This window comes from Aestuariibacter sp. GS-14 (assembly GCF_006494365.1).
GTDB classification, from domain to species: domain Bacteria; phylum Pseudomonadota; class Gammaproteobacteria; order Enterobacterales; family Alteromonadaceae; genus Alteromonas; species Alteromonas mangrovi.
Map to the genome: position 1 here is coordinate 65,220 of NZ_VHIP01000012.1, position 25,034 is coordinate 90,253.

Consider the following 25,034-nt stretch of genomic DNA (forward strand, 5'->3'; position numbering starts at 1 on the left):
ACAATGACCGCATTACCGCCAATTATAGGTAACGGCGTCAGAAAACCCGCCAATTAAATTACCGACGCGGGGATCTCGGTTACCAGCCAACCTATTACAGTTAACGCCCCCGCATACATCAGCATTCCGGCAACATTGCCAGTCAATGCCATAGGAATAAACGGCAACGCCAAACTCCACGCCAGCGCTTTACGTGCTGCCAGCGGCAAGCCTGCCCGCGTGGTTTTACCACTCACTTTCTGGTGCAGCTGGCGACGACGTGGATCCGAATAAGCCAACACGCCAATAATCACCAGGCTAAACAGAATATACGGCAACGTGGCAATAAGATGATTCATTTTGCTACTCCCGCGGTATCATTCAGTGATTCGTCATGAACTATCGCATCAGCATCGTTGGTATTACTTTGCTTCGCCTCGCTGCTCACATAAATGCGATGGAAACACCAGCCACTGCAAAGCAGTAAAACCGCATCGATAAACATCAGCGACACATTGCCCTGCTCTATCGCCTGTAACCAGCCAAATTCAGACGTAAGGTAACGAATTACCGGCAACAACAGGCACAACAGGCCGTTTGATGCTAATAGCAAATTCTGTAATCGCACAATGGATTTTACCGTTAAGGCCAAAATAGACACCATTGCCGCAGCCAGCACAAATGCCAGAGGTGTCCACACACTCTGATTGGCCACTAATGCACCACTGACAAAAAAGGCGAGCGCACTGCTCAGCGAACACAAAGGTAAGCCACAGAATCCCCACACGCACAGCCTGCTGAACCAACGCCAGCCTGACGCCTGTTTTTCATTTCGGAACGCATATAACTGCAGGCCGGTAACGGTAACATAGCAAGACGCCACCCCCAGGCTTATCCAAATGATTTTCGACATGAAGCCAGCAAACGTACCAAAATGCACAGGGTAAATAAGCGACATGATCACGCTGCCTGTCGACGGCACCGTGCCCACCTGAGGTTTGAATTCAACAAAGTCGCCATTAGTTGCGTTATATACCAGTTGGGCAAATCCCACTTCCCCGTCGGATGGCATAAAAAACGCCATCATACTGGCCGATTCCGTGCCCCAGTGCGAAATGGCAATAAACGTGGGCACTGCGGATTGGCGGCTAACTGCATCGCTCAGCATGGTATTAACACTGGCAGATGGCTGAGGTGCCTTGCTCTTGTGTTGTTGCTCCCCTACCAGCGTATGCATCATGGCTTCCTGATCACCACCAAAGGCCACTATTGCCATGGCTGGCAAACCAAAGGCCGTGGCAAAGCTGAAAAAGCTGCCGGTAAAGGCAAGCAAAATTGCAAAAGGAATACTCCAGGTACCGGCAACGGTATGCGAGTCTCGCTTGAGTGATTTTCCATCGCGCTGCTTTCTGATGGTAAATAAATCGGTGAATAAATGGCGGTGCATCATGAATCCTGACACTGCCGCGATGAGCATGGCTAAACCAAGCATACCGGTTAAGATCAGGCCCCAGGGAGCAGGTAAATGCAATTCGGTATGAATAGATACCAAAAACCGGCTTAATGCATAACTGTCGTCCTGGGCATAGATATCGCTGCCAAATCCTTCCTGCTGTTGTACGATGTTGCCGTTGGCATTCACCTTATACTGCACGCCGTATTCATCCATTACACCGTCGGGATTTTGTCTGTGCGTATGAAAGAAGAACACCAGATTTTGCCGGTGATCCTCGTAGGCTGAAATTTCTTCCAGGTAGTCGCTGTTCGTTTGCGCAGCAAGCTGAGACAGCACCTCATCTACATTTTGTGTAGCCAGCAATTGTTGATGCTGATTGCTGTTCGACCATTCGCCTACTTCGTCGGATACAACAGCCACCGTGCCGGTAAATATCACCGCGTACAACAGCATGCCCAGTGCAATGCCCGACCAGGAATGCAAATTCAGCAGTGCCTTTGCCTTCGAACGCGGTTGCGATTCAGTTACATTACTCATGGTTACCCCCAGAATTGCCAGGCCAGCACGGCGCTGTTCAGGATCAGTAAGCCACCCAGTATCCACCATGCCTGGTGCATATGGCGGGTGAGATACGTGTAGAAAAACAACACTGCCCAAATGAGTGGAAACATCACCAGCGGCATAATGATGTTGTTAACGTTTCCCGCGCCGGGCGGAAACCACGCGACCATGGCCAGCATCACCACCAGCGACACAATGAGTGTTGCCGGGCCTGATAACCAAAAGCGCGGATAGTTCAGGAATCGAAGTACACGATAGTGTTCTTTCATACCGTTTTCCTTTTGATTAGTATTTACCTACTGCATAAAATGCATCACTGTAAAACGCGAAAACGCCCGGTGTGTTCATCGGGCGTTTTTTTACCTGTTCAGGTGGGTTAACCCAAAACAGATTCGGCTAACTTAGTAGGTCCAGTTCAGCGTCAGGCTGTAGTTTACTGGCGAACCGTAAAACGCTTGCTCTGTACGCACCGCACTCAGGTACTTTTCATTCAGCATGTTGTCTAGGTTCAGGCTCACTGAAATCTGCTCGTTTACGCTGTACTGAACGTAGCCGCCCAACAACGCATAACTGTCTTGCGAAATACGGCCATAACCGGTGTCAAAGTAGGTTTCGCTTTGCCATCTTACCGACACACCGGCTTTCAGCTTTTCTTCCCAGCTGGGCGAGTAATCGGCCAGTAATTTCAGTGTGCGACGAGGAATAAAGGTACGGGCTTCGTTGCCGTCAGCGTCGTCCATGGTAAGAGCGGTAAATCCACCCTGCACAAACCATTCATCAGATACCTTGCCCGAAACTTCCAGCTCTATACCGTTGGAGTCTACCGTTACGCCGCGATACAGTGCGTAGTTAAAGTCGTCTGAGTAATCGTCATCGTCAACGCCATCACCATCGCCGTACTCAATGAACTCATACAGGTTTTCCTGCTCGGTTCTGAATACAGCAAGGCTAACCAACAGGTTGTTTTCAAGGCGTTTCTTCATGCCGATTTCGTAACTGCGGCCTTCGGCTGACCCCAGTGGCTCAAGATCTTCATTCAGGTAGTACTGCGGCTGATAAATGTCGCTGTAACTGCCATAGATGTTGAGGTCTTCTAACACTTCCCAGGTAAAGCCCAGGTAAGGGCTGCTGCCATCTTCAGTGGTAGACGTTGATGCACCCCAGGACTCACCCTCGTTCTCGTAATCGACGAAACTGGCTCCCAGCACTACATCAAAGTCTTCTGTAACCGCCAGTTGAAGCGCACCGTAGTAACGATTCAGGGTAATGTCGGTAAATCCCGCCTGATAGGGGTCTGCCCAGGTGGGACGGGCTACTTCTGTACCCGTCCAGTCTGGCAGTGCAGGCATTACATCGAAGCCGGTTAACGCACCAAAGTCCATATCGCTGGTCTCAGCATCGGCCAGGCTCACACCAAGGTTGAAGGTGTGCTCAAGCCCCCAGGCCTGGAAACTCCCTTGCAGGTTGTTGTCCCAAATCAGGGTTTTATCGTCGGCGGTAAATTTGCCGGGATAGCCCAGCATGCCCAGACCGGTTTCACTGTCTAACCCCGTATTTGAATAGGTGTAGAACAGTTCAGACTTGTCTTCGTAGTTGATGTAATTCACCTTGCTGGTGAAGTTAAGGTTGTCGTTAATAAACCAGTTTACTTCGGCAAACGCGGTTTGATTCAGCGTGTCCCAATAGGTCCAGTTCATCGCGCTGGTAGTAGAGACATCAAACTCTACCTGTGTGCCGTCAGAATAGATTTGCGGCACGGCTCCCCAGGTAACGCCATCACTGTTGTTATCCTGATGGCTATAGCCAAACGTTACCGTTAGCGCATCGCTGATCTGCCCATCCACAACACCGTAAAACACCGTGCGGTTATTTGAGTAATGATCCAGCCAGCTGTCTTTGTCCTGGTGCACTACAACGGCACGGGCAGCCCAGCTGCCTGAATCAGTCAACGGCGTGGATACGTCGGCCATAGCACGGAAATTCGACCAGCGTCCGGCAGTTAATGACACACTGGCCTGCTTGTCGTTACTTGGGCGTTTACGCACGTAATTTACCGTGCCAGACGGGTTACCAAGGCCGGTAATCAAGCCATTTGAACCGCGAATAAACTCCACTTTTTCATACATTGCCGTATCCAGATCGCCAACAAAAATGTCGCCAAACGGAATTCCTGAGCCATCGATGTGCATGCTGGTGATGTCGAAACCGCGGGCATTAAAATAGGTGCGGTCGGTTTCGCTTTGATCAACGTTAATTCCCACAACTTGCTTAAACAAGCTGTTGATATCAAACAGGTTGTATTTGGCAATGGTGTCGTCTTCAATAATCGACAGCGACTGTGGGGTGTCGAAACTGTTAAGACCTAATCCCGTTGCACCTGAACTAAAACGCTGGATCCGGCTTTCAACAATTCTGATCACTTCTACATCGTTATCGGCTTGTTCCGCTTCAGTTTGCTCTTGAGATGTTGCCTGTGCATGCAGGCCAAACGCCAGCATAATGGGCGACAGTGCAAAAATTTGCTTCTTGGTCATAGTGTTCTCTGCTCAGTGTGGCTTATTGAATTGCACGCATTATAATTCCTACACACAATTATGCAAATGATAACTATTATTATTTGCATGCTCGTTTAGATTTTGAGAGGTTCTGTGGTGAGATGAGATTCCGACGAAATGAGAAATGGGAAATGTAAAAAGAAAAACAAACAAAAAAGCGAACCGGTTTAGGGGTTCGCTTTCATCATAGAATGAACGATTGGGTGTTATTTACTTTGGCGGCGCTGTGTTTGTTCTTTGCGCATTTTGTGCTTTTTCACCGAGCGGCGCATGCGACTTAAGCGAGCGTGATCCAGTTTATTCTGGCGGTCATCTACCATGCTTTCGTTTTCTGCAGGTAACTGCACTAAGTCGCGCAACGCGTTCACATCGCTCAATGGCAGTTCAACCCACGCACCTTGTGGCAAACGTTTTTGCAGTTCAATCGGCCCGTAACGAACGCGAATCAGTCGGCTTACCTGACAATCCTGGGTTTCCCACAAACGGCGTACTTCGCGGTTACGCCCTTCTTCCAGTGTTACGTTAAACCATTGGTTAACACTTTCATCGTCGTTGGGACGTTGCTTAATGGTGGTAAATTTGGCAATTCCATCTTCCAGCTCAACCCCTTTGGTAAGGGCCTGAAGCGATTTAGCGGAGACTTCACCAAAAATTCGCGCAGCATATTCGCGCTCAACTTTACAACGCGGGTGCATCAGGCGGTTGGCCAGTTCACCATCGTTGGTGAACAACAGTAAACCACTGGTGTTAATATCCAGGCGACCTACCGCAATCCAGCGCCCTTGGCTTATATTGGGTAAGCGGTCGAATACGGTACTTCGCCCTTCCGGGTCAACACGTGTGCACAATTCACCTTCCGGCTTGTTGTACATCAGTACGCGGCACACCGGCGTTTCCTGGATACGCGCAACAACGTGTCCGTCTACCCGGATCTGCGCGGTTGCATCCACGCGGTCACCTAATTTGGCAATGCCGCCGTTAACCGATACCCGGCCCTGCTCAATCCAGCGTTCCATTTCCCGGCGAGAACCGAGGCCATGATTAGCAAGGACTTTCTGTAATTTCTCTGTCATTAGTGTAATGGCTCTGTTTGGTCGCTATCACTCAATACATTTAATGATGCATCTGCTACGTCTTCCAGTGACTGCATAAAGGCATCGGCATTGGGCAAGTCCGACAAGGACTTCAGCGAAAAGTAATCTAAAAATTGTTTGGTGGTGGCGTACAGGGCTGGTCTGCCCGGCACTTCTTTATGACCCACTACCTTTATCCACTCACGCTCTGTGAGGGTTTTGATGATATTACTGCTTACCGCTACGCCCCTTACCTGTTCAATCTCACCACGGGTAATGGGTTGTCGGTAGGCAATTAATGCCAGGGTTTCTAACATTGCACGAGAATACCGTGGACTGGTTTCCTGCCATAACCGGCTGAGCCAGGGGCTTAAGCTGTCGAGCGACTGAAACCGGAACCCGCTGGCAACTTCAACCAGTTGAATGCCACGCGGACGGTAATCGAGCATTAATTCATCAAGCGCTGATTTTATCGCTTTATCGGCCACGGTAAAATCCGCAAGCACAGTATTTTTCAATTTTTCTATCGAAACCGGCTCATCTGACACAAAAATCGTGGCTTCGATCAGCTGTTTTAGCTGCTGCGCATTAATCTTCTTCATGATGACTTCCCAACTTCACATGAATTCTGGCATAAGGGCCAGCTTGCACCAGGCGAATACTCTGTCCTTTTACCAGTTCCAGAATCGCCAAAAAAGTCACTACTACGCCTGCGCGCCCCTCTTCCCTGGTAAACAACGCTTCCATGGGTGTATAGGTATCGGTACTCAGGGTTTGCAGTATCATGCTCATGCGCTCCCGGGTACTCAGTGCCTCCGGCGCAATATGGTGATGTTCAAAGGCCGCAGCCCGTTGCATGGCCACCGAGAATGCCAGCACCAATTCCTGCAGGCTAACATCGGGCTGAATGATCACAGGCACAATGCTGTCGGCGGGGGTAACTGACACTTTAAAGATGTCGCGCTCCATGCGCGGTTGTAAATCCAAATCTTCTGCTGCTTGTTTTACCAACTCGTATTCTTGCAAGCGGCGAATCAATTCTGCGCGTGGATCGGCCTCGTCATCATCGTCACCTGAGCGCCGGGGCAATAGCAATCTTGATTTGATCTCCGCCAAAATCGCAGCCATTAGCAGGTATTCTGCCGCCAACTCCAGCTTTAACGACAACATTACGTCAACGTATTCCATGTACTGACGGGTGATCTCTGCCACCGGCATACTGGTAATGTCGAATTTCTGTTTGCGGATTAAATACAACAATAAATCCAGCGGGCCCTCAAAAGATTCTAATATGACTTCCAGCGCATCGGGCGGAATGTAGAGATCTTCGGGCTTTTGGATAACCGCTTCGCCATGCACAAAAGCCAGCGGCAGCGGCTGCTGTACTGGCTCCTTGGAAGGGACTGTCAGGTTATCGTTGGTGTCGGTCATTACAGAAACGGCTTAATATCGCCTGCGCCTTCACGCACAATTACCGCGTCGCCTTCACTCAAATCCACTACCGTTGTTGGCTGTTCGCCCAAATAACCACCGTGTAAAATTAACCCAACCTGCTTTTCCAGCTTGTCGCGAATTTCATCCGGATCAGACTCAGCCACCTGTGCGCCGGGCAGAATAAGCGAGGTCGACATCAGCGGTTCGTTCAATTCTTCCAGTAACGCCAGCGCTATAGCGTTATCGGGTACACGGAGCCCAATGGTTTTGCGCTTGGGATTTTGCAACCTGCGTGGCACTTCACGGGTGGCTTTTAACACAAAGGTATACGGCCCAGGCGTATTATTCTTAATTTGACGGAACGCGGTGTTATCTACTTTGGCGTACACCGATAATTCCGACATATCACGGCACATCAGTGAAAAATTGTGATCGGTGTCGATTTGACGGATCCGGCAAATTTGCTCTAAGGCGCGCTTGTCTTCCATCTGACAGCCAATGGCATAGCCTGAATCGGTGGGGTACACAATTACCTCGCCCTGGCGAATCAATTCAACCGCTTGCTTAATTAAACGGGTTTGCGGGTTATCGGGGTGTACATAAAAAAACTGGCTCATATCGTTTATCCCTTTGGAATACTGGCAGGAATAATCCCCCAGTCGTGCCACACTGGTGTCAGTGTATCGCTTTTTAAGCCACAACGCCCGAGTTCTGTCCATCGGCCGGGCAAATGAAAATCGGACCCCGCTGAGGCTAAAAAGCCGTATTCGGCTACCAGTTCACATAACAACTGCTGTTTTGACGGATTAGCAGTGGGAAATACCACTTCAACGGCATCGCCATTGGCTTGTTTAAAGTCGGTAAGTAAGCGTCGTAACCATTTTGTGGTCATATCGTAATGCAACGGGTGCGCCAGTACGGCCTGTCCACCGGCGGCATGAATCGCCTCTACTGCTTCACTGATGCTGGCCCATTCAGCCTTCACCGCCGCGCGTTTGCCCTTGCCCAGGTACTTCTTAAAGGCGGATTCCATGTTGGATACTGAATAGCAATCCACCAGCACCCGAGCAAAGTGCGCCCGGGTTATCTGGCCATCACGGGCATAGCGTTTTGCCCGCTCAAGGGTGCCTTCAAAACCGCATTTAGCCAGCTTGTCGGCAATTTTAGCCGCACGTTCATCACGCTTTTGTTGTTGGGTACTTAGAAATGCCTGCAATACGCTGTTGTGTCTGTCTATATTTAGCCCCACAACATGAATCTCAAAACTGTGCCAGTGCGTAGAGATTTCCACCCCATTTATCAGGCGCAATGCCGGATAATGCGCTGCCACGCCCTCATGAGCGGCGTCGAGACCGGCGGTAGTGTCGTGATCGGTAATCGCCAGCACGTCCACTTGCATGTTTTGCGCCCGCATTACCAGCTCCGCAGGCGTTAATTGTCCGTCGGAAAATGTCGTGTGACTGTGTAAGTCAATTTTCATGTATTTTCAAATTTAAGGTTGACACAGTGTGCGTTTTGTTTTCTTCTATAGGCCAAGTATACGGATTGATAGCGCGAATGCCTATCAAACTTCAACGATAAAGAATTAAGACAGAATACGACAATGCTTACACAACCCCAAAACAGCCACAATGTGGCAACTATCTGGTGGTGGCACTCCCTTCATTAAACGGGCGGTGTGAGCGTTAGTGCGCAGAATAAACAAAAAAAGGCCCGTTACATACGGGCCTTTTTTTTAATTTTTTTAACCGGAGTAAAGCAATGAGTTTGGCCGAATTAGGCGTCGTACCGGGAAAAGTGGAAACCATTGAACGAACGGCAACCTACGTAAACGATCCGCTGGCAGCCTTTGCCGGATTATGTGGCAATCAGCCCCATGCCCTGCTGCTGGAATCCGCTGAAATCGACAGCAAAGACAACCTGCAAAGTTTATTAATGGTAGATGCCGCCCTGCGCTTCGAATGCCGTGGCCAGCAGGTTAGCCTGGAAGCGCTCAGCGCAAACGGCAAAGGCATGCTGCCCCTGTTAGCCAACCTCACCATCGCGGGACTGGAATGTACGGTACACAGTGACACTCAGCTAACGCTAACCTGCCATACCAGCCACGATGAATTAGACGAAGACGCCCGACTCAAATCAGCCAGCGTGTTTGATGTACTTCGCAGTGTTGTTAACCAAATCAAACCTATCCGCGCGCACCACAACGCGGTGTTTCTGGGCGGTGTTTTTGCCTACGACCTGTTAGCCACTTTCGAGCAATTACCCAATGTGCCTGAAGGCGACAACGACTGTGCCGACTATGTGTTTTATCTGGCCGAAACCCTCATTACCTTCGACCACCAGACCCGTCAGGCAACGTTACTTGGCAGTGTATTCAGTGGCGCTGAAGTGGCCACCAGCTACTTTGCCATCGCGCAGCGACTGGAGCATCTGGCTGCTGAACTGCAACGGATACCGGCACTGGATTTAACGCCAGTTGAGGTAGAAAATGCCGACCTCAGCGTAGACAAATCCGACGACACATATTGCCAGGACGTGCTTACGTTAAAAGAACACATACTGGCAGGGGATATTTTCCAGGTTGTTCCATCCCGTACTTTTTCATTACCCTGCCCTGCTCCGCTTACTGCCTACGCTGCACTGAAACAACAAAACCCCAGCCCTTATATGTTTTACATGCAAGACAAGGATTTTACGATTTTTGGCGCCTCGCCAGAGTCGGCATTAAAGTATTCGGCACAGAGCAATGTAGTGGAAATCTATCCTATTGCTGGTACGCGCCCACGTGGCAAGCGCCCCAATGGTGAAATCAATCCGGATCTGGACAGCCGCATCGAGCTTAATTTGCGCGAAGATCAAAAAGAAAAAGCCGAACATTTAATGTTGGTAGACCTGGCCCGTAACGACGTTGCCAAAGTGTCTGAACCCGGCACACGTTACGTGAAAGATCTGCTAAAAGTAGACCGTTACTCGCACGTAATGCATTTGGTTTCACGCGTAGTTGGCCAGTTGCGCAAAGATTTGGATGCGCTGCATGCGTATCAGGCGTGTATGAACATGGGCACCCTGGTTGGCGCCCCCAAAGTGAGTGCAGCCAATCTAATCCGCAAAGTTGAACAAAAACGCCGGGGAAGCTATGGCGGCGCGGTGGGCTATTTAAATAATGCCGGTGATATGGATACCTGTATTGTTATCCGTTCCGCATTTGTGAAAAATGGCACTGCGTATATTCAGGCCGGCGCCGGTGTGGTGTACGATTCTGATCCCCAGGCCGAAGCCGACGAAACCCGCAACAAGGCGCAGGCGGTAATTAATGCAGTGAAAAGCGCCATGGTAGTAAAAGGAGTATCAGCATGAGTCAGCCCGTTACCGTATTCCTGCTCGACAACGTCGACTCCTTTACTTATAACCTGGTAGACGAACTGCGCACCATGGATTTAAACATCGTGGTTTACCGCAATAACGTGTCGGCGCAATTATTGTTCAATAAAATGCAGGCAGCGGCTGAAAGCGGACCGGTTTTACTGTTATTATCACCCGGCCCAGGCGCACCGCATGAGGCTGGATGCATGCCGGAACTGTTATCGCTGGTTCAGGGGCATTTCCCGGTACTGGGAATTTGTTTAGGGCATCAGGCTATAGTGGCACACTACGGTGGTAAAGTAGGTCGGGCTGAAGATGTTATGCACGGTAAATCATCGGCCATTGCCCATACCGGCGAAGCCATGTTTGCCGGATTGCCTCAACCGCTGCACGTTGCGCGTTACCACTCGCTGATGGCCACTGAATTACCCGACGATTTAACGGCACTAGCAACCGTGGGCACCACAGTTATGGCAGTATACCAGGCACAAGACAATATGCTGGGTTTTCAGTTTCACCCTGAGTCTATTTTAACGGCGCAGGGCAGCCAATTGTTGCTGCAAAGTATTCACTATTTGACCAAAGGGGCCTAATCCCATGGCTGACTACACGGATATCATTGAGAAGCTGTTCACTGGCCAGCATTTGGCGCAGGCAGAAGCATTCTCAATATTTAATCAGGTGATGCACGGTGAGTTATCTGATGTAAAACTGGCCACATTGTTAACCGCACTGAAAATGAACGGCGAATCGCCCAATGAAATCGCTGGCGCAGCCAGCGCGATGGTGTCGAATGCGCGCCCTTTTCCAACGCCAGACTACCCGTTTGGTGACATTGTGGGCACCGGTGGTGATGGCCATCACACCATCAATATTTCCAGTGCCGCTGCACTTGTGGCGGCTAGCTGCGGTGTTAAAGTAGCCAAGCATGGCAACCGCAGCGTATCGAGTAAATCAGGCTCTGCCGACTTTTTTCGCGAATGTGGCATTAAACTCGATATTTCGCCCGACGTAGCACGACAGTGTATCGACGATACCAACTTCTGTTTTTTGTTTGCACCGGTTTATCACGCAGGAATGCGCTTTGCAGCACCGGTACGCGCGGAAATGAAAACCCGTACACTGTTTAATATTCTGGGTCCACTGGCAAATCCAGCCGGCCCAACCTTCGGCGTATTTGGTGTATATACCCCATCGTTATTAGAAGTTTACGCGCAAACACTGAATTTATTGGGCCAACAACGCGCTTTAATCGTACACGGTGATGGCCTTGACGAACTAGCGTTGCACGGCCCTACCCAGGTAGTCGAGCTTGAGCATGGTATTACTACTCAATACACATTAACGGCCGATGAATTTGGGTTACAAAGTGCGCCGTTAAGCGCCATCGCAGGCGGCGAACCACATGAAAACAAAGCCATGATTGAAGCGGCCCTTTGTGGCAAGGGGCAGGAAGCGCATATTGCCGCCATTGCCATGAACGCGGGAGCACTCATCAAAGTGGCCGGTGCAGCAAATTCGTTTAAGCAAGGCGCCAGTATGGCGCTGGATGCCATGGCCAGTGGTGCACCATTAAAACTGATTAAAAATGTGGCTGAAGTCAGCCAACAGGAAGTCACTGAATGAGCAACGTACTTGCGAAAATTGTAGAACACAAACACGTTGAGTTAGCTGAGCGTATGACAGCGTTACCGCTGGAAACCGTAAAGGCCAATCTTACGCCGTCTACCAAAAGCCTATTCGACGCACTCTCTGCGCCCAATGCCGGTTTCATTCTTGAGTGCAAGAAAGCCTCTCCGTCGAAAGGGCTGATCCGCGAAAAGTTTGACCTGGATGAAATTCTGGCAGCGTATACACCCTATGCCGCGGGGATCTCAGTTCTCACCGACGAGAAGTACTTTCAGGGTAGCTATGATTACCTGGCTTATGTAACCGAGCGCGTTGAACAACCCGTATTGAACAAGGATTTCTTTGTAAACGAGTATCAGGTTTACCTGGCCCGTTACTACAACGCTGACGCTATTCTACTCATGCTGTCGGTGTTAGACGATGAGACCTATATCCGCTTGGCTGAGCTGGCTAACAGTTTGTCGCTGGATATCCTTACCGAAGTGAGTAACGAAGACGAAATGACGCGTGCAATTGCGTTAAAAGCCAATATCATTGGCATTAACAACCGCAATCTGCGCGACCTCTCAACTGACCTGGCTACTACAGAAAAGCTGGTACCCATGTTAAAAGCTGCCACTCACAACTATGTAGTGATCAGCGAATCCGGTATTTATACTCATCAGGATGTATTGCGCCTTGCACCGCTTTGCCAGGGCTTTTTGGTAGGTAGTGCGCTTATGGCTCAGGCCGATCTTAATCTTGCGGTTAAGCAACTGGTGTACGGCAAGGTTAAGGTATGTGGCATGACCCAGCCCGAGCAAACCGCGCACGCGTTTGCCAGTGGCGCCAGTTATTGCGGGTTGATTTTCGCTCCGCATTCCAAGCGCTGCGTTACCCCTGAACAGGCCAAAGCTATTGTTGAACAAACGCCGGGCCGTTATGTTGGGGTATTTGTAAACCAACCAATTGAAATGGTTTTACAGGTTGCGAATGAGCTGTCTTTAACAGCAGTGCAATTACACGGTGACGAAGACACGGTTTTTCGTCAGCATTTGCGCAATAGCCTACCCAAAGGCTGCGAGATTTGGCAGGCCATCGGTGTTGCCGGTGAACTCCCCTATCTCATTCACGCGCTGCTGGACGACGACACGCTCGATCGCGTGTTGCTGGACTGCCAGGTGGGCAGCCAAACCGGTGGCACTGGCCAGCAGTTTGACTGGTCGCTCATTCACAGCGAACTGGAACTGGACAAACTTATTATTGCCGGTGGCATTTCACCTGCCAATGTGGCAGATGCACAGGCAACCGGTGCCGACATGGTAGACGTGAATTCGGGCGTTGAAGTAGCGCCCGGCAATAAGTCTGACCAACAGGTAACAGAACTCTTTTCGGTGTGTCGCCGATATTAATGAATCAGGACCACAAATGAATCAATTAGACTCAAAATTTGGGGAATACGGTGGCATGTACGTGCCCGAACTGCTTATTCCTGCACTCGATCAACTTGAACAGGCTTTCCTGGAAGCCAAAGATGATCCGGCCTTTAACGCAGAGTTTTTGTCGTTATTAAAAGACTACGCTGGCCGCCCCACGGCCATGACGCTTACCCGGAACCTGGTGGCGAACCCCAAGGTAAAACTGTACCTAAAGCGTGAGGATCTGCTTCACGGTGGCGCGCACAAAACCAATCAGGTATTGGGTCAGGCCCTGCTAACCAAACGCATGGGTAAAACCGAAGTGATCGCCGAAACCGGTGCCGGACAACACGGTGTAGCCACGGCGCTGGCCTGTGCACTGTTAGGCTTAAAAGCCCGTATTTACATGGGTGCCAAAGACGTTGAACGTCAGGCGCCTAACGTATTCAGAATGCGATTAATGGGCGCAACGGTGATCCCGGTTGATTCTGGCTCAGGCACACTGAAAGACGCGGTTAACGAAGCGTTGCGCGACTGGTCAGCCAACTACGACAAAGCCCACTATTTACTCGGTACCGCGGCGGGCCCTCACCCATTCCCCACCATAGTGCGCGAATACCACCGCATGATTGGCGAAGAAACCCGCGCGCAAATGCTGGAAAAAGAAGGTCGTCTGCCGGATGCCGTCGTTGCCTGTGTTGGCGGTGGCTCAAATGCCATTGGTATGTTTGCCGACTTTATCGACGAACCGTCAGTGCGACTGGTAGGTGTAGAACCGGCTGGAAAAGGCGTGCATACCAAGGAACACGGTGCGGCTATTGGCAAAGGCACCAAAGGAATTTTACACGGTGCTTATACCTACATAATGCAGGATAAGCATGGTCAGATTGAAGAAAGCTACTCGGTATCTGCCGGCCTGGATTACCCGGCAGTAGGGCCACAGCATGCCTATCTCTCCGATATTGGCCGCGCAGAATACGTATCGGTAACCGACGACGAAGCGCTTAATGCATTCCAGTTGCTTGCGCGTAAAGAAGGGATCATTCCCGCACTGGAATCGTCTCATGCCCTGGCCTATGCCCTGAACATGGCCGACGAAGCAGAAGAAGAAACAATCATAGTGGTAAACCTGTCTGGTCGCGGTGACAAAGACCTGGGGCACGTAATTAAGATTTTGGGAGATCAGGTGAATGGATAGATATGCAGATATGTTTGCCCGCCTAAAGGCGCAACAGGAAGGGGCATTTGTACCTTTCGTAATGATAGGCGATCCAGACCTGGAAACCTCTGAAAAAATCATCACCCAGCTTATTGAAAGCGGTGCGGATGCCTTGGAGTTAGGGATCCCGTTTTCGGATCCGGTCGCCGATGGTCCCACCATTCAAAAAGCCGCTATTCGTGCGCTGGACAATAGTGTTACGCCCACGAAGTGCTTCGAACTGCTGGCCCGGATCCGCGCTAACCACCCCGATATTCCAGTTGGCTTGCTGTTGTATAGCAACCTGGTACTGGCCAAAGGTGTAGACGCTTTTTACGCTGAGGCAGCCAAAGCGGGTGTCGACTCTATTCTGATTGCCGATGTGCCGATTCGCGAAGCAAAACGCTTTATTGACGCCGCCAATGCCAAGGGCATTAAGCAAATTCTGATTGCACCACCCAATGCGACTGATGCCACCTTCAAGGCAATTGGCGATTTGTCTGCCGGGTATACCTACCTGTTGGGCCGCGCCGGTGTAACCGGAGCAGAAACCGCCGCCACCATGCCAGCTGCGTCACTGATTGAAAAACTGGTGAGCGTGAATGCGGCTCCGCCGTTACTCGGCTTTGGTATTTCCAACCCTGAGCAGGTAAAACACGCCATTGAAAGCGGTGCCGCCGGTGCCATTTCCGGTTCGGCAACCGTAAACCTGATTGAGAAACACCTAAATGACGTGCCAGCCATGCTGAACGCGCTGAACAGCTTTGTGTCTTCCATGAAAGCCGCAACGAGGAAGTAGCCATGTTTTATATGATTTGTGCCACAGACGTAGAAAACAGCCTGGAAAAACGCATGGCTGCGCGCCCTGCTCATCTGGCCCGTTTAAACGCGTTAAAAGACGAAGGGCGTTTGCTTATTGCAGGCCCCTTCCCGGCTATCGACAGCAACGATCCGGGTGAAGCGGGTTTCACAGGCTCACTGGTTGTGGCTGAATTCAACAGCCTGACAGACGCCCAAAACTGGGCCGATGCCGACCCGTATATTGAAGCCGGTGTGTACGCCTCTGTAGTAGTTAAGCCATACAAAAAAGTCCTGCCATAACGCGCAAACAATAAACGCAGGTGCAATTTCATTGCACCTGCGCCACGCAATGATAGTATATTCAGACAACATTCAGCCAGACACAGTTATGCTCACCCCATAGTTGTTAAGGTGATTACCGCCGTCGGAGTATTATGTTCAGAATAAGTGCCCTGTGCGTTGTATTGATTATGTTGCTGACCAGCCCTGCTGCATTTTCACAACAAGATCAAAACAAGCCGGTCAAAAACACCGCCCAAGCTGCCGAACAAGCCAAACGGCACGTTGACGGCCGCGTGTTAAAAGTGGACAAGACCCAAAGTGCTTACCGGGTAAAAATGCTCAAAAAATCCGGCCGGGTAGTTACCTTAGATGTAGATAAACGCTCAGGCGAAGTAAAGCCGAGCAATGGCAGCAAGGACGACCAGTAGTATGAGAATGTTAATTGCCGAAGATGACAGCCGGTTGCTGATGCAACTCGACACTCTGTTGCAACAGCAAGGCTATAGTGTGGATTTGGCCGACGATGGCAACAAAGCCCTGTTTCAGTTAAAGGAAGTAAACTACGATTTAGCCATTGTTGATATTGGCCTGCCCAATTTGGATGGCTTTGATGTGATCCGTCAGGCCCGTGCCGATGGGGTAACCACGCCAGTATTAATTTTAACCGCACGCGATCGCTGGCAGGAAAAAGTAGAAGGACTGGATGCCGGTGCCGACGACTACCTCACCAAACCTTTCCACAACGAAGAATTACTGGCGCGGGTAAAAGCACTCATCCGACGCGCGTCAGGCCAAGCCAGTTCACTGATAGAATTTGGCCCGGTAAGCCTGGATATGCAAGCCAAGGAAGTGCAGGTAAATGCCAGATCCATGGACTTAACCGCCTACGAATACAAAGTAATGGAATACCTGATGCTGCATCCCAAAAAAGTGATTTCAAAAACGGAACTCACTGAGCACATCTACGACCAGGACTTTGATTTAGACAGCAACGTAATTGAAGTGTTTGTTGGCAGGTTGCGCAAAAAGCTCGATCCCAATAATACCCTGAAGCCCATTGAAACCCTGCGAGGGCGCGGATACCGCCTGAGTCAGTCACTTACTGGCGAATAACCGCGGGTGCGCAGTTTATCACTTCGGGTACGAAGCCTGCTAATAGCCTGCGTGGCGTTGTTGGTGTTTATACCCGTAACCGTGCTAACGCTGTCGCAGGCTTACACTTCCAGCCTGGAAGAAGCCAAGTATAACGAACTCAAACTCATGACACTGTCGCTCATCTCGGTATTCGAGATGGATGACGGTGCCCCCGTGATGCCCGACATGTTGTTCGACGAACAGCTTAACCTGCCCAACTCCGGTTATTTGGGGGTAATACAGCTTACCCAGGCCACGGTTTGGATTTCTGCATCGGGATTGGAAACGCACATTGAATCACTGCCAGCTGCACCAGATGTAGGTGGCGAATTGTATGTGGCCGAACATGCGCTGGACGGACAGCACCCCACTTATTTTGCCTATAGCTACACGGCCGAATTTGAAGACGGCGACAACTATTTGCCGGTGACGTTTTTTGTATTCAATAACAATGCTGACTTCGAAAACGAACGCCGGATTTATTTGCGCTCAGTGTGGCAATACCTTATCGGGTTAGGGCTGGGGCTGATTGTACTGTTGGTACTGGGTATGAATACCCTACTCAAACCGGTTCGCGCACTGATTAGTGAAATTGAACATACCAGCAATGGCCAGCAACAACAGCTTACAGCAAATTACCCCAGCGAGTTTACGCCATTAAAACAAAGTATAAACGCCCTGCTTAGTGCGGAAGCCGAGCAGCGACAGCGTTATAAAAACAGTTTGGGTGACCTGGCTCACAGTTTAAAAACCCCGCTGGCTGTTGCATTAGGCACTCAGGGATTACCCGCATCGGCGCAAGAGCCGCTGCAACAAATTGACGCCCTTATTCAGCGCCAGCTAAAACGGGCCACAGCGGGCACCACAAGCTGGGATAAAGGCATAGCCATTGCGCCTGTTGCACAACAAATAAGTAATGCTCTGAATAAAGTATATCGAGACAAAGCGTTGCAAATTGCGGTTAACGGCCAACAAGGGCAGTTTTTTGGCGACAAAACGGACCTGATGGAAATACTGGGTAACCTGATGGACAACGCCTGCAAAGCAGCAGATCGCCGCATTCAGGTAACGATTAACGAAACCCCTTATCAAACCGAATTGTGCATTGAAGATGATGGCCCGGGCATTCCACCAGAACAGGTTGAACGTCTGCTCACCCGCGGACAACGCCTGGACGCCTACACCGAAGGTCAGGGCATTGGCATGGCTGTTGTTGCCGACCTGCTCGCCGCTTACGAAGCCAAGCTGGCCATTGGTCGCTCAGAATTAGGCGGCGCCATGTTCACCATTACCTTCCCCGCTCCCATTCGCATGTTGGGTTAGTTGGGTATTTTAGTTTTTTGATTGATTGAATTGCGAGGGATAAACCTGTTTAAGCTTTAAAATAAATTCGCTTCAAACCTCAGGTTTTGAATGAATGCCTAACTTTTAAAACAAGGACAGTCGCGCAGGCTTCAATGCGAAGCAGTCTACCTGTTTTTGTCCCAGTCCGCCGCGCACGACTTGAAACGATTAATAGGTCTTAATTGCATTGTGTAATACCACCCCAATTGTCGTTGAAATAAACTTGGTGGTATGTTGTTGCCCACGATGGGCGAGAGAGATTTAATTTTTCTGGATGAAAAATTATTTCACTACTACAACCCCCAAAAACGAAACCAGCTGAAAATATAGTGATTGATACATTCCCAGTGTAATACTCAACAGCAGTCGTCTTTGTAGTTTTAAACAATTGAATATATTCATCATAGCGCGAGCTTGTTAATAGATAGGTACCCGAAACGACACTAAAAGGTACATATTGACCGTAACTTTTGCTCCAGCCTTTTTCGGTTAGCTCATATTTACCTATTCTTCCGTCTCGGATTTCAAAGTAATCATGTTCACGAGAATCAATAGCGATCATTTCCTTCAATTTCTCTAATCCGCTTTGATTTTGATTGAAGTACTCTATTAATTCAGCTTCGCTAGGAGCTTCATCCGAGTTATGGGCGCATCCAATAAAATTTATACAAATGATTAAAAGAAAAAAGCGCATAAATTCAACCTTAGGCATAACGCCGCCTACAAAGGCCGAGTGTTAGCGAGGCCCAGCCAGCACGCCTTCTGAGCTGGCGATAGTACTTAGCATCGTTAGCTGATGATTTAATACACTTGACCATTCAGAGAAATGCCTGATTTGTTAAAAAGAAACAGTGAAGCGCATGAAGTAAGAGCAATGATAAATAATAAGTAATATATTCGGTGCATGATTTTCAGCTATTTCCTTGAGAATCGGAGCAGTTTCGCCGCGACCGGCGCCGTAGGCGCGTAGTTGATTGATCTGTTTGGGTTAAGTTACTGTGCATACTCTATGATCCTTACTAATTTAGGATCTATCTGTAATGTCACATTTGAACCACTTTGAACCCATATTTCACCAGTTTCACCATTACTTAGGGATAACGTTGATTCTCTACCAATGAGGTACTTTTTCTGCTCTCCAACATAATAATAGCCATCTACAGATATTTCATAACTACAGATTCCATCACAGTCAGACCAATTCCATTTTATATTCCACTCGGTTTCTGGCGGGACTTCTAAGCTAAGGTTATCCATGAAATCAGACGATAGACTAACTTCCCTGATTTTTTCACCGCGCTCATAAAATGTTGAGTAATTTTTTTGCTCACCAATCTTTAATAGCGTTGCGCAATCCAAGGCACTTTTATCGTTTGGAACTATTTTCTCCTTGCGACACAGCCAATACCTAGAATGCTCAGGATTGTATCGCCAACTATATTGATCAATGTAAAACCTTGAAAGAATATCCATCGATTTTACGTCACCGCTATTTGCTTTGTCATATAACTGTTTGTTGGCTGTCAGTATGTCACCAGCATACACATAGATGCTTAATACTAATCCAAAAAATAACACGAAATGCCAAACTTTCATGAGTTACCCTCCCCCCATAAGAGGCTAGTACCTGTGGTCTAAAATACGAAACGAAGTGACAGGAGCCTACGTGTTAGTATCCCGTAGCGTTGGCTTGTTAGGTGATTTCACTCACTACTACCTTGATAAAACTGTCTAGTTCATCCCTGTACGATTTATTAACTCTACCGAAATAGCAACCTATGTTTTCGTGGCCGACAACATGGCATCCGTACGCCTTTTCGATAGGCAGCGTTTTCAAATCATCTCTTCCCGAGAAAGCGATAGTAAACTTTGGAATCCCATTTGGCCGCGCGACTTCCCAATAAGCGGAGATGTCGTAATCGTTTCCTGGCAATTCGTTTACAACATGCCATTTACTGCGCTCTAAGGCGTTTCTTAAAAGCTCTAAATGTTCAATGCTCACAGTATCACCTAACACCTAAATTTGCGGCACAAACAGACAGGCTATAATAGCGAAGCCATCTTGCTGTTTGTGTTCCAGCCCGCCTGCGGGCGACATAATTTTATGTTATACACACTCTACCTCAATTTTAGTCGCGACTATTCTCTGACTTAAACATGTCTGAAATACTGTGTGGGCAACGACATTGACAAAAACTTGCCAGAATTATTTTTGTCATTACACCAAAAATTACCTTCACCTAAATAGTCTGTTGCGGAATTTGATTGAAATTTAAGAGTGCAACAAAGCTGGACAACATCTCCATCTACTTCTTTGTCTGTCAATTGTCTGGTTAGATCAAGCTCAAAAAACTGCCCCTCTCCCCAATCAAAAGTCCCCATTGAAAAAGTAGCATATCGCCATCTGCTTCAGTGTAATTTGGGAATTGAATTGACTGATATAGCTTCACTTGTTCCGCAAATAAATCGAATCCTGATTTGACCTTTAATAAAGGGACCAATGTGTCTAAAGCCATTGTTATTCCAAGTATGTAAACGCCTTACCAATGGGCGCATAAATGCTTGTCTAAAATTAGCGACAAAGGAGCTCAAGCCAAGCGTTTTATGTCCTTTTAAGTAACTTGTTATGAGCCGCTAGCAACTGACTCTTTAACAAATGCCAACCACCTATCATTTTCTGATTTGATGATTTCATTTGAATGTGCATGCCCCCATGACTCGCGAAAAACTAAGTAAATTTCACCGAGTTCGTAGGTGAATGCGATATTACAAATTCCGCCTTTTGAAATTGGTGAACGTCTAACTAATAGAAAGTCAGACCAAAAAGCCGGCTCAATATGACGATTAAAATCAGTACTGATATGCTTAACTGACTTAGGTATTCTTGAACGACGCCAGAAAAACTCTTTTTCACTCTCGCCTTTAATATTTTCGACGACTTCAAATACTACAACTTTGTCAGTTATTTTAATGGTTTTTGCCAACACTATCGTTGAAGTATTCTCGATTAATTCAGCGTGTGGTAAGCCATATCCAGGAGGTGGTGCAGGACAAGCACTAACTTCTAGGTTGAACAATACTGAAAATATCAATGTGTATAGCGAAACTTTCATAGGCTCATAATTTTTAAATAAAGGGCGCAGACATGTGGGCTAAAATGCGAAGCTGCCCACATGTATGCATCCCAGCGAACGAAGTGAGTGACTTAATTTATTTGTTAAGTGCGTGCTTGTTCATAACACTCTAGCATCTGATAAGCGATCTCTTGCTGTTCGCTGTTTAGGACTTCTGTTTCTGAAAGTGACCTGGCCAAACGGTATTCCAGTTCTTTTTTAATGCTACCTCGATTTGCGATTTTCATGAATTCTCTGAAAGTTTTGTTCTGTATTGAACTTAACGAAGGTAAACCAATAGATAGCAGGTTTGCATCTAAAACAGCTTGCTCAGTTTTGCGCATGTGAGAAGAAATTTCTATCGCGTCATTTGCAGCAAGTCGAACTGAGGTTAAAGAGCCTTTCATTAAACTCTCTTTAGAGAAGTAATCGAAAGCTGAAGACTCACTAGTTTTAAAAACTAGCGTGATGAATTCAGCGAGGATTTCCTTTTCTGTTTTCATGAGGCACCTAAAAGCTTATTACTCAGACTTCATAGTAACACCCGTTTCCTCTGGAAAACCATATTCTGTGTTTTCAGAGGACAGAACATAAAATCTCACCTCACGCACAAAACGGAAAACGGAATACAGGTAGTCATTCATCTTTGCAAGATTAACCTGAGTAATCCCTGTAGGTACCGAGTACGCGAAATTATCGACTCACCTCAGTGAAATATCACTTCAAGCCAGCTTATTATTCGCAAACGGGCTTATGGCGTTCTGCATTGCGATTTGCAGCAATCCAGCGCTAGTGTTAACTCTATGCCACCGGCGCCTTTTCAACCGGCTTTAAGTCGTCTTCACTGGACAGTAAAACAGCCAGCCAGCGGCTTTCTTCGCGGGATTCCAGGGCAATTTTTACAATCATGGTAAGCGGTACCGACAACAGCATGCCCACACTGCCCAACAGCCACCCCCAGAATATCAAAGACAGGAAAACCACCAGCGTGGATAAACCTAAACCACGGCCCATAAAACGCGGCTCAATCACATTCCCCATTACGGTGTTTATAACTACGTAACCCAGGGCCACCAAACCGGCTTCACCCGCACCAAATTGCACCAGTGCCATCAGCACCGCTGGCACGGCGGCAATGATAGAGCCAATATTGGGTATGTAGTTAAACAGGAAAGCCAGTACTGCCCACAATAAGAAGTGATCAACACCTAAAATGTACAACCAGATGCCCGCCAGTAAACCGGTGAACAAACTGATCACGGTTTTAATGGCAAGATAGCTGTTAACCGATTGAATAAAGCGGTCGATGTGATGCATTTTCATGTTGGGATCAGCCAGGGCCACGTGTAACCGGCGCGGCATGCTCTCCGCTTCAAACAGCATAAAGATAACGGTTAGCAAGATGAGAAACAGATTCGACAACACACCGCCCATTCCACTTAAAAAATTGGTGGCCATCGACATCGCCATCCCCGGATCCAAATAAGACACAATAAGATCTTTGTCTACGTGGATATTAAACGTTTGCAGCTGCGCCACTACCCAGGCAAATTCACCCGACAGTTTTTCCCGGTACTGGGGCATATTTTCTTTGAATTCACTCATTGACTGGCCCACTAATCCAGCCAGCATAAAACCAAAAATCACGATCAACAGTATAACTAAAGTAATAGATAACCAGCGGGGTACCCGGTAACGGGCCAGCCAGTTAATTAAAGGGCCGCACGCTATGGCAATAAAGCCAGAAAGAAAAAACGGCACCATAATGGTACTCGCTGCTTTGATGCCGGCAAAAATAACAATTAAGCTGGCGAAAATAAGCAAGGCTTTAGCGGTAGGCGATTGAATAGGCATAGTTTTATTCTGGTCCGTGAAACAAAGGACCACGCTACCAGATTTACTACTTTTTAGGTAGTCCTTGCTCGCAGCATTCAACAGGAGCATTCATGCACATTTTAATTACCGGTGGCACCGGTTTGATCGGGCGTCATTTAATTCAGGCACTGATCAAAAAATCACAGCCTGCTAACGCTATTACTGTGCTTACCCGCGATGTTGCAAAAGCAACCTCTGCGTTACCAGGCCATATTAACGCAGTAACGTCGCTGGATGTCTTTGAGAACTTTGATCAATTCGATGTAGTAATAAATCTGGCGGGCGAGCCAATAGCCGATAAACGCTGGACAGAGGAACAAAAAGCCCGCATTTGTAACAGCCGTTGGGATATAACCCAGCAAGTAGTCGATAAAATTCAGGCATCGCAACATCCCCCACACACGTTTATATCTGGCTCGGCGATTGGCTATTACGGCAGACAGGGCAATACGCCCATTACCGAAGCGCATGCTAACGTACATGACGAATTTACCCATCAGGTATGTGAAAAATGGGAACGTATTGCCCTTCAGGCTGTAACAAAAACCCGGGTTTGTCTGCTGAGAACGGGTGTAGTGCTGTCGGAAGACGGCGGTGCACTTAGCAAAATGCGCTTACCGTTTTCTTTAGGGTTGGGCGGTCCTATTGGCTCAGGTAAACAGGTAATGTCGTGGATCCACATTAAGGATATGGTGGCAGCGATTGTGTTTTTACTTGAACGCCCGCAGTGTGAAGGTGCATTCAACCTCACTGCCCCTTCGCCTGTCACCAATCGTGAATTTGTGAAAGCATACGCCGCTTCACTGGGCCGGCCGGCCATCTTTCCCATGCCTGCATTTGCGTTAAGGTTAATGATGGGTGAAGCGGCAGACCTATTGTTAACCGGACAACGCGTTATCCCACAAAAACTGAGGGATGCAGGATTTAAGTTTACGTTTTCCGACATACAGTCGGCCTTTGCTGATTTAACCTAAACGGATGTACCGTACCCCAACATAATCACTTTCAAAGTGCGTTAATTCAGGCTATGTTGTTGCAAAAGTTTCAAGGAAGAATTTATGCCTGCAATCTCTCACAGCCGCTGGTTTAAGCGGATTGCCGTACTATGTAGTTTTGTATTCATTCACTGCGCTGGTTACGCGTCTGCGTTGCCCGACTTTCCGTTTGTAACCGTACAAGGCACCGCCAGTAAGGAACTCCCGCCCGACCGTGTCGATGTGTCATTCACTATTGAAATCTTTGATGAAAAGGCGGAAGCCGCAGATCGCGCTCTGGCAGATACAACAGTAGCGGTGCTGGCAATACTATCAACACTGAACATCCCTGACAGTGCCATTACGGCTTATGAAATCAGTAAATACACTAAACGTGAACGAGGTGACAATTATCAGGACCTGGCGATACTGGGTTATGAGATGTCGCGAGATTTCACGGTAGAACTAAGCAATATTGATGATTATGCGCCGCTGTTTGAAGCACTGATGAAAATGCAAAATGTGGCCGATGTTGGCAGTAATTTTTCAGTTTCCAATGCCGATGAAATAACGCTGTCACTCATATCAGCCGCCGCCGCGAATGCAAAAGCCAAAGCCCAAACCATGGCGGCCGGACTCGATGTAAAATTAGGAAAGGTGTTTGCGTTTAATGATTCAGGCTCGTTTGACAACTTTTTTGCCAGCTTTGGGGTTGAGCAACGTTATAGTCTCGAAGCCTTCGAGGTGAGCGCCACTCGTACTCGACAACAAAGCACTACAGTTTTTATACCCCAAACTATCGAACTGTCGAAAACCGTAAATGTGATTTACCGCATTGAGCCCTGATTAACGGCCTGAATTCGCTA

General features: G+C 48.4%; 28 protein-coding genes. 12 read left to right on the plus strand and 16 right to left on the minus strand.

Annotated elements, in window-relative coordinates; genetic code table 11:
• Nucleotides 1-53: 53 nt before the first annotated feature.
• The 9 genes from FJ444_RS16355 to FJ444_RS16395 form a co-directional block, all read right to left on the minus strand.
• Nucleotides 54-338 carry a hypothetical protein gene (locus FJ444_RS16355; RefSeq protein ID WP_140960064.1) on the minus strand — a complete coding sequence of 95 codons (285 nt, stop codon included), beginning with the start codon at nucleotides 336-338 and terminating at the stop codon, nucleotides 54-56.
• Complete coding sequence (locus tag FJ444_RS16360) at nucleotides 335-1,972, minus strand: PepSY domain-containing protein (protein WP_140960066.1); 1,638 nt, start codon at nucleotides 1,970-1,972, stop codon at nucleotides 335-337. The genes FJ444_RS16355 and FJ444_RS16360 overlap by 4 nt, the downstream gene beginning before the upstream one ends.
• Before the next feature lie 2 nt (nucleotides 1,973-1,974).
• Nucleotides 1,975-2,265 (minus strand): hypothetical protein, encoded by a 291-nt coding sequence (locus tag FJ444_RS16365; RefSeq protein ID WP_140960068.1) that lies wholly within the window; start codon nucleotides 2,263-2,265, stop codon nucleotides 1,975-1,977.
• A 132-nt stretch (nucleotides 2,266-2,397) separates the two neighbouring features.
• Complete coding sequence (locus FJ444_RS16370; protein ID WP_140960070.1) at nucleotides 2,398-4,530, minus strand: TonB-dependent siderophore receptor; 2,133 nt, start codon at nucleotides 4,528-4,530, stop codon at nucleotides 2,398-2,400.
• A 227-nt stretch (nucleotides 4,531-4,757) separates the two neighbouring features.
• A complete protein-coding gene (gene rluB / locus FJ444_RS16375) occupies nucleotides 4,758-5,624 on the minus strand; it encodes a 23S rRNA pseudouridine(2605) synthase RluB (protein WP_140960072.1) in 867 nt (288 codons plus the stop codon).
• Nucleotides 5,624-6,226, minus strand: a complete 603-nt coding sequence (gene scpB, locus FJ444_RS16380; protein ID WP_140960074.1) for an SMC-Scp complex subunit ScpB — start codon at nucleotides 6,224-6,226, stop codon at nucleotides 5,624-5,626. Before scpB ends, rluB begins: the two co-directional genes overlap by 1 nt.
• On the minus strand, nucleotides 6,213-7,055 hold the full coding sequence (locus FJ444_RS16385) for a ScpA family protein (protein WP_140960076.1): 843 nt from the start codon (nucleotides 7,053-7,055) through the stop codon (nucleotides 6,213-6,215). The genes scpB and FJ444_RS16385 overlap by 14 nt, the downstream gene beginning before the upstream one ends.
• Nucleotides 7,055-7,675 carry an L-threonylcarbamoyladenylate synthase gene (locus tag FJ444_RS16390; protein ID WP_140960078.1) on the minus strand — a complete coding sequence of 207 codons (621 nt, stop codon included), beginning with the start codon at nucleotides 7,673-7,675 and terminating at the stop codon, nucleotides 7,055-7,057. Before FJ444_RS16390 ends, FJ444_RS16385 begins: the two co-directional genes overlap by 1 nt.
• Nucleotides 7,676-7,680: 5 nt before the next feature.
• Nucleotides 7,681-8,538, minus strand: a complete 858-nt coding sequence (locus tag FJ444_RS16395) for a PHP domain-containing protein (protein WP_140960080.1) — start codon at nucleotides 8,536-8,538, stop codon at nucleotides 7,681-7,683.
• 281 nt (nucleotides 8,539-8,819) lie between these two features.
• Between FJ444_RS16395 and FJ444_RS16400 the strand changes: the two genes are divergently transcribed.
• The 10 genes from FJ444_RS16400 (at nucleotide 8,820) to FJ444_RS16445 (ending at nucleotide 18,185) form a co-directional block, all read left to right on the plus strand.
• Nucleotides 8,820-10,415 (plus strand): anthranilate synthase component 1, encoded by a 1,596-nt coding sequence (locus FJ444_RS16400; protein WP_140960081.1) that lies wholly within the window; start codon nucleotides 8,820-8,822, stop codon nucleotides 10,413-10,415.
• A complete protein-coding gene (locus FJ444_RS16405) occupies nucleotides 10,412-11,014 on the plus strand; it encodes an aminodeoxychorismate/anthranilate synthase component II (protein ID WP_140960082.1) in 603 nt (200 codons plus the stop codon). Before FJ444_RS16400 ends, FJ444_RS16405 begins: the two co-directional genes overlap by 4 nt.
• Before the next feature lie 4 nt (nucleotides 11,015-11,018).
• Nucleotides 11,019-12,047 carry an anthranilate phosphoribosyltransferase gene (trpD, locus tag FJ444_RS16410; RefSeq protein ID WP_140960083.1) on the plus strand — a complete coding sequence of 343 codons (1,029 nt, stop codon included), beginning with the start codon at nucleotides 11,019-11,021 and terminating at the stop codon, nucleotides 12,045-12,047.
• Nucleotides 12,044-13,441 (plus strand): bifunctional indole-3-glycerol-phosphate synthase TrpC/phosphoribosylanthranilate isomerase TrpF, encoded by a 1,398-nt coding sequence (trpCF, locus tag FJ444_RS16415; protein WP_140960084.1) that lies wholly within the window; start codon nucleotides 12,044-12,046, stop codon nucleotides 13,439-13,441. The genes trpD and trpCF overlap by 4 nt, the downstream gene beginning before the upstream one ends.
• 16 nt (nucleotides 13,442-13,457) lie before the next feature.
• Nucleotides 13,458-14,645 (plus strand): tryptophan synthase subunit beta, encoded by a 1,188-nt coding sequence (gene trpB, locus FJ444_RS16420; protein WP_140960085.1) that lies wholly within the window; start codon nucleotides 13,458-13,460, stop codon nucleotides 14,643-14,645.
• Nucleotides 14,638-15,444, plus strand: coding sequence for a tryptophan synthase subunit alpha (gene trpA / locus FJ444_RS16425; RefSeq protein WP_140960086.1), 807 nt, complete (start codon nucleotides 14,638-14,640; stop codon nucleotides 15,442-15,444). Before trpB ends, trpA begins: the two co-directional genes overlap by 8 nt.
• Nucleotides 15,445-15,446: 2 nt before the next feature.
• Nucleotides 15,447-15,746: a YciI family protein gene (locus tag FJ444_RS16430; protein WP_140960087.1), complete on the plus strand. Its 300-nt coding sequence runs from the start codon at nucleotides 15,447-15,449 to the stop codon at nucleotides 15,744-15,746.
• Between the two features lie 134 nt (nucleotides 15,747-15,880).
• On the plus strand, nucleotides 15,881-16,156 hold the full coding sequence (locus FJ444_RS16435; RefSeq protein ID WP_140960088.1) for a PepSY domain-containing protein: 276 nt from the start codon (nucleotides 15,881-15,883) through the stop codon (nucleotides 16,154-16,156).
• Between the two features lies 1 nt (nucleotide 16,157).
• Nucleotides 16,158-16,841, plus strand: coding sequence for a response regulator transcription factor (locus FJ444_RS16440; RefSeq protein WP_140960089.1), 684 nt, complete (start codon nucleotides 16,158-16,160; stop codon nucleotides 16,839-16,841).
• Nucleotides 16,842-16,847: 6 nt separating this feature from the next.
• Nucleotides 16,848-18,185 (plus strand): ATP-binding protein, encoded by a 1,338-nt coding sequence (locus FJ444_RS16445; protein ID WP_140960090.1) that lies wholly within the window; start codon nucleotides 16,848-16,850, stop codon nucleotides 18,183-18,185.
• Nucleotides 18,186-18,384: 199 nt separating this feature from the next.
• Here FJ444_RS16445 and FJ444_RS16450 read toward each other — a convergent pair whose 3' ends face one another.
• The 7 genes from FJ444_RS16450 to FJ444_RS16480 form a co-directional block, all read right to left on the minus strand.
• Nucleotides 18,385-18,918, minus strand: coding sequence for a hypothetical protein (locus FJ444_RS16450; RefSeq protein ID WP_140960091.1), 534 nt, complete (start codon nucleotides 18,916-18,918; stop codon nucleotides 18,385-18,387).
• 281 nt (nucleotides 18,919-19,199) lie between these two features.
• Nucleotides 19,200-19,802: a hypothetical protein gene (locus FJ444_RS16455; protein WP_140960092.1), complete on the minus strand. Its 603-nt coding sequence runs from the start codon at nucleotides 19,800-19,802 to the stop codon at nucleotides 19,200-19,202.
• Nucleotides 19,803-19,899: 97 nt separating this feature from the next.
• Entirely contained in the window at nucleotides 19,900-20,208 is a 309-nt protein-coding gene (locus FJ444_RS16460) for a hypothetical protein (RefSeq protein WP_140960093.1), read from the minus strand.
• Between the two features lie 331 nt (nucleotides 20,209-20,539).
• The gene (locus tag FJ444_RS16465) at nucleotides 20,540-20,722 is read right to left on the minus strand and encodes a hypothetical protein (protein ID WP_140960094.1); all 183 of its coding nucleotides are present in this window, start codon (nucleotides 20,720-20,722) and stop codon (nucleotides 20,540-20,542) included.
• Nucleotides 20,723-20,830: 108 nt separating this feature from the next.
• The gene (locus FJ444_RS16470) at nucleotides 20,831-21,319 is read right to left on the minus strand and encodes a hypothetical protein (RefSeq protein WP_140960095.1); all 489 of its coding nucleotides are present in this window, start codon (nucleotides 21,317-21,319) and stop codon (nucleotides 20,831-20,833) included.
• 104 nt (nucleotides 21,320-21,423) lie between these two features.
• Entirely contained in the window at nucleotides 21,424-21,822 is a 399-nt protein-coding gene (locus FJ444_RS16475) for a hypothetical protein (protein WP_140960096.1), read from the minus strand.
• A 298-nt stretch (nucleotides 21,823-22,120) separates the two neighbouring features.
• Nucleotides 22,121-23,173, minus strand: coding sequence for an AI-2E family transporter (locus FJ444_RS16480; protein WP_140960097.1), 1,053 nt, complete (start codon nucleotides 23,171-23,173; stop codon nucleotides 22,121-22,123).
• A gap of 92 nt (nucleotides 23,174-23,265) precedes the next feature.
• Between FJ444_RS16480 and FJ444_RS16485 the strand changes: the two genes are divergently transcribed.
• Both FJ444_RS16485 and FJ444_RS16490 read left to right on the plus strand, forming a co-directional pair.
• Nucleotides 23,266-24,168, plus strand: coding sequence for a TIGR01777 family oxidoreductase (locus tag FJ444_RS16485; protein WP_140960100.1), 903 nt, complete (start codon nucleotides 23,266-23,268; stop codon nucleotides 24,166-24,168).
• Nucleotides 24,169-24,252: 84 nt separating this feature from the next.
• A complete protein-coding gene (locus tag FJ444_RS16490) occupies nucleotides 24,253-25,014 on the plus strand; it encodes an SIMPL domain-containing protein (RefSeq protein WP_140960102.1) in 762 nt (253 codons plus the stop codon).
• Nucleotides 25,015-25,034 lie beyond the last annotated feature (20 nt).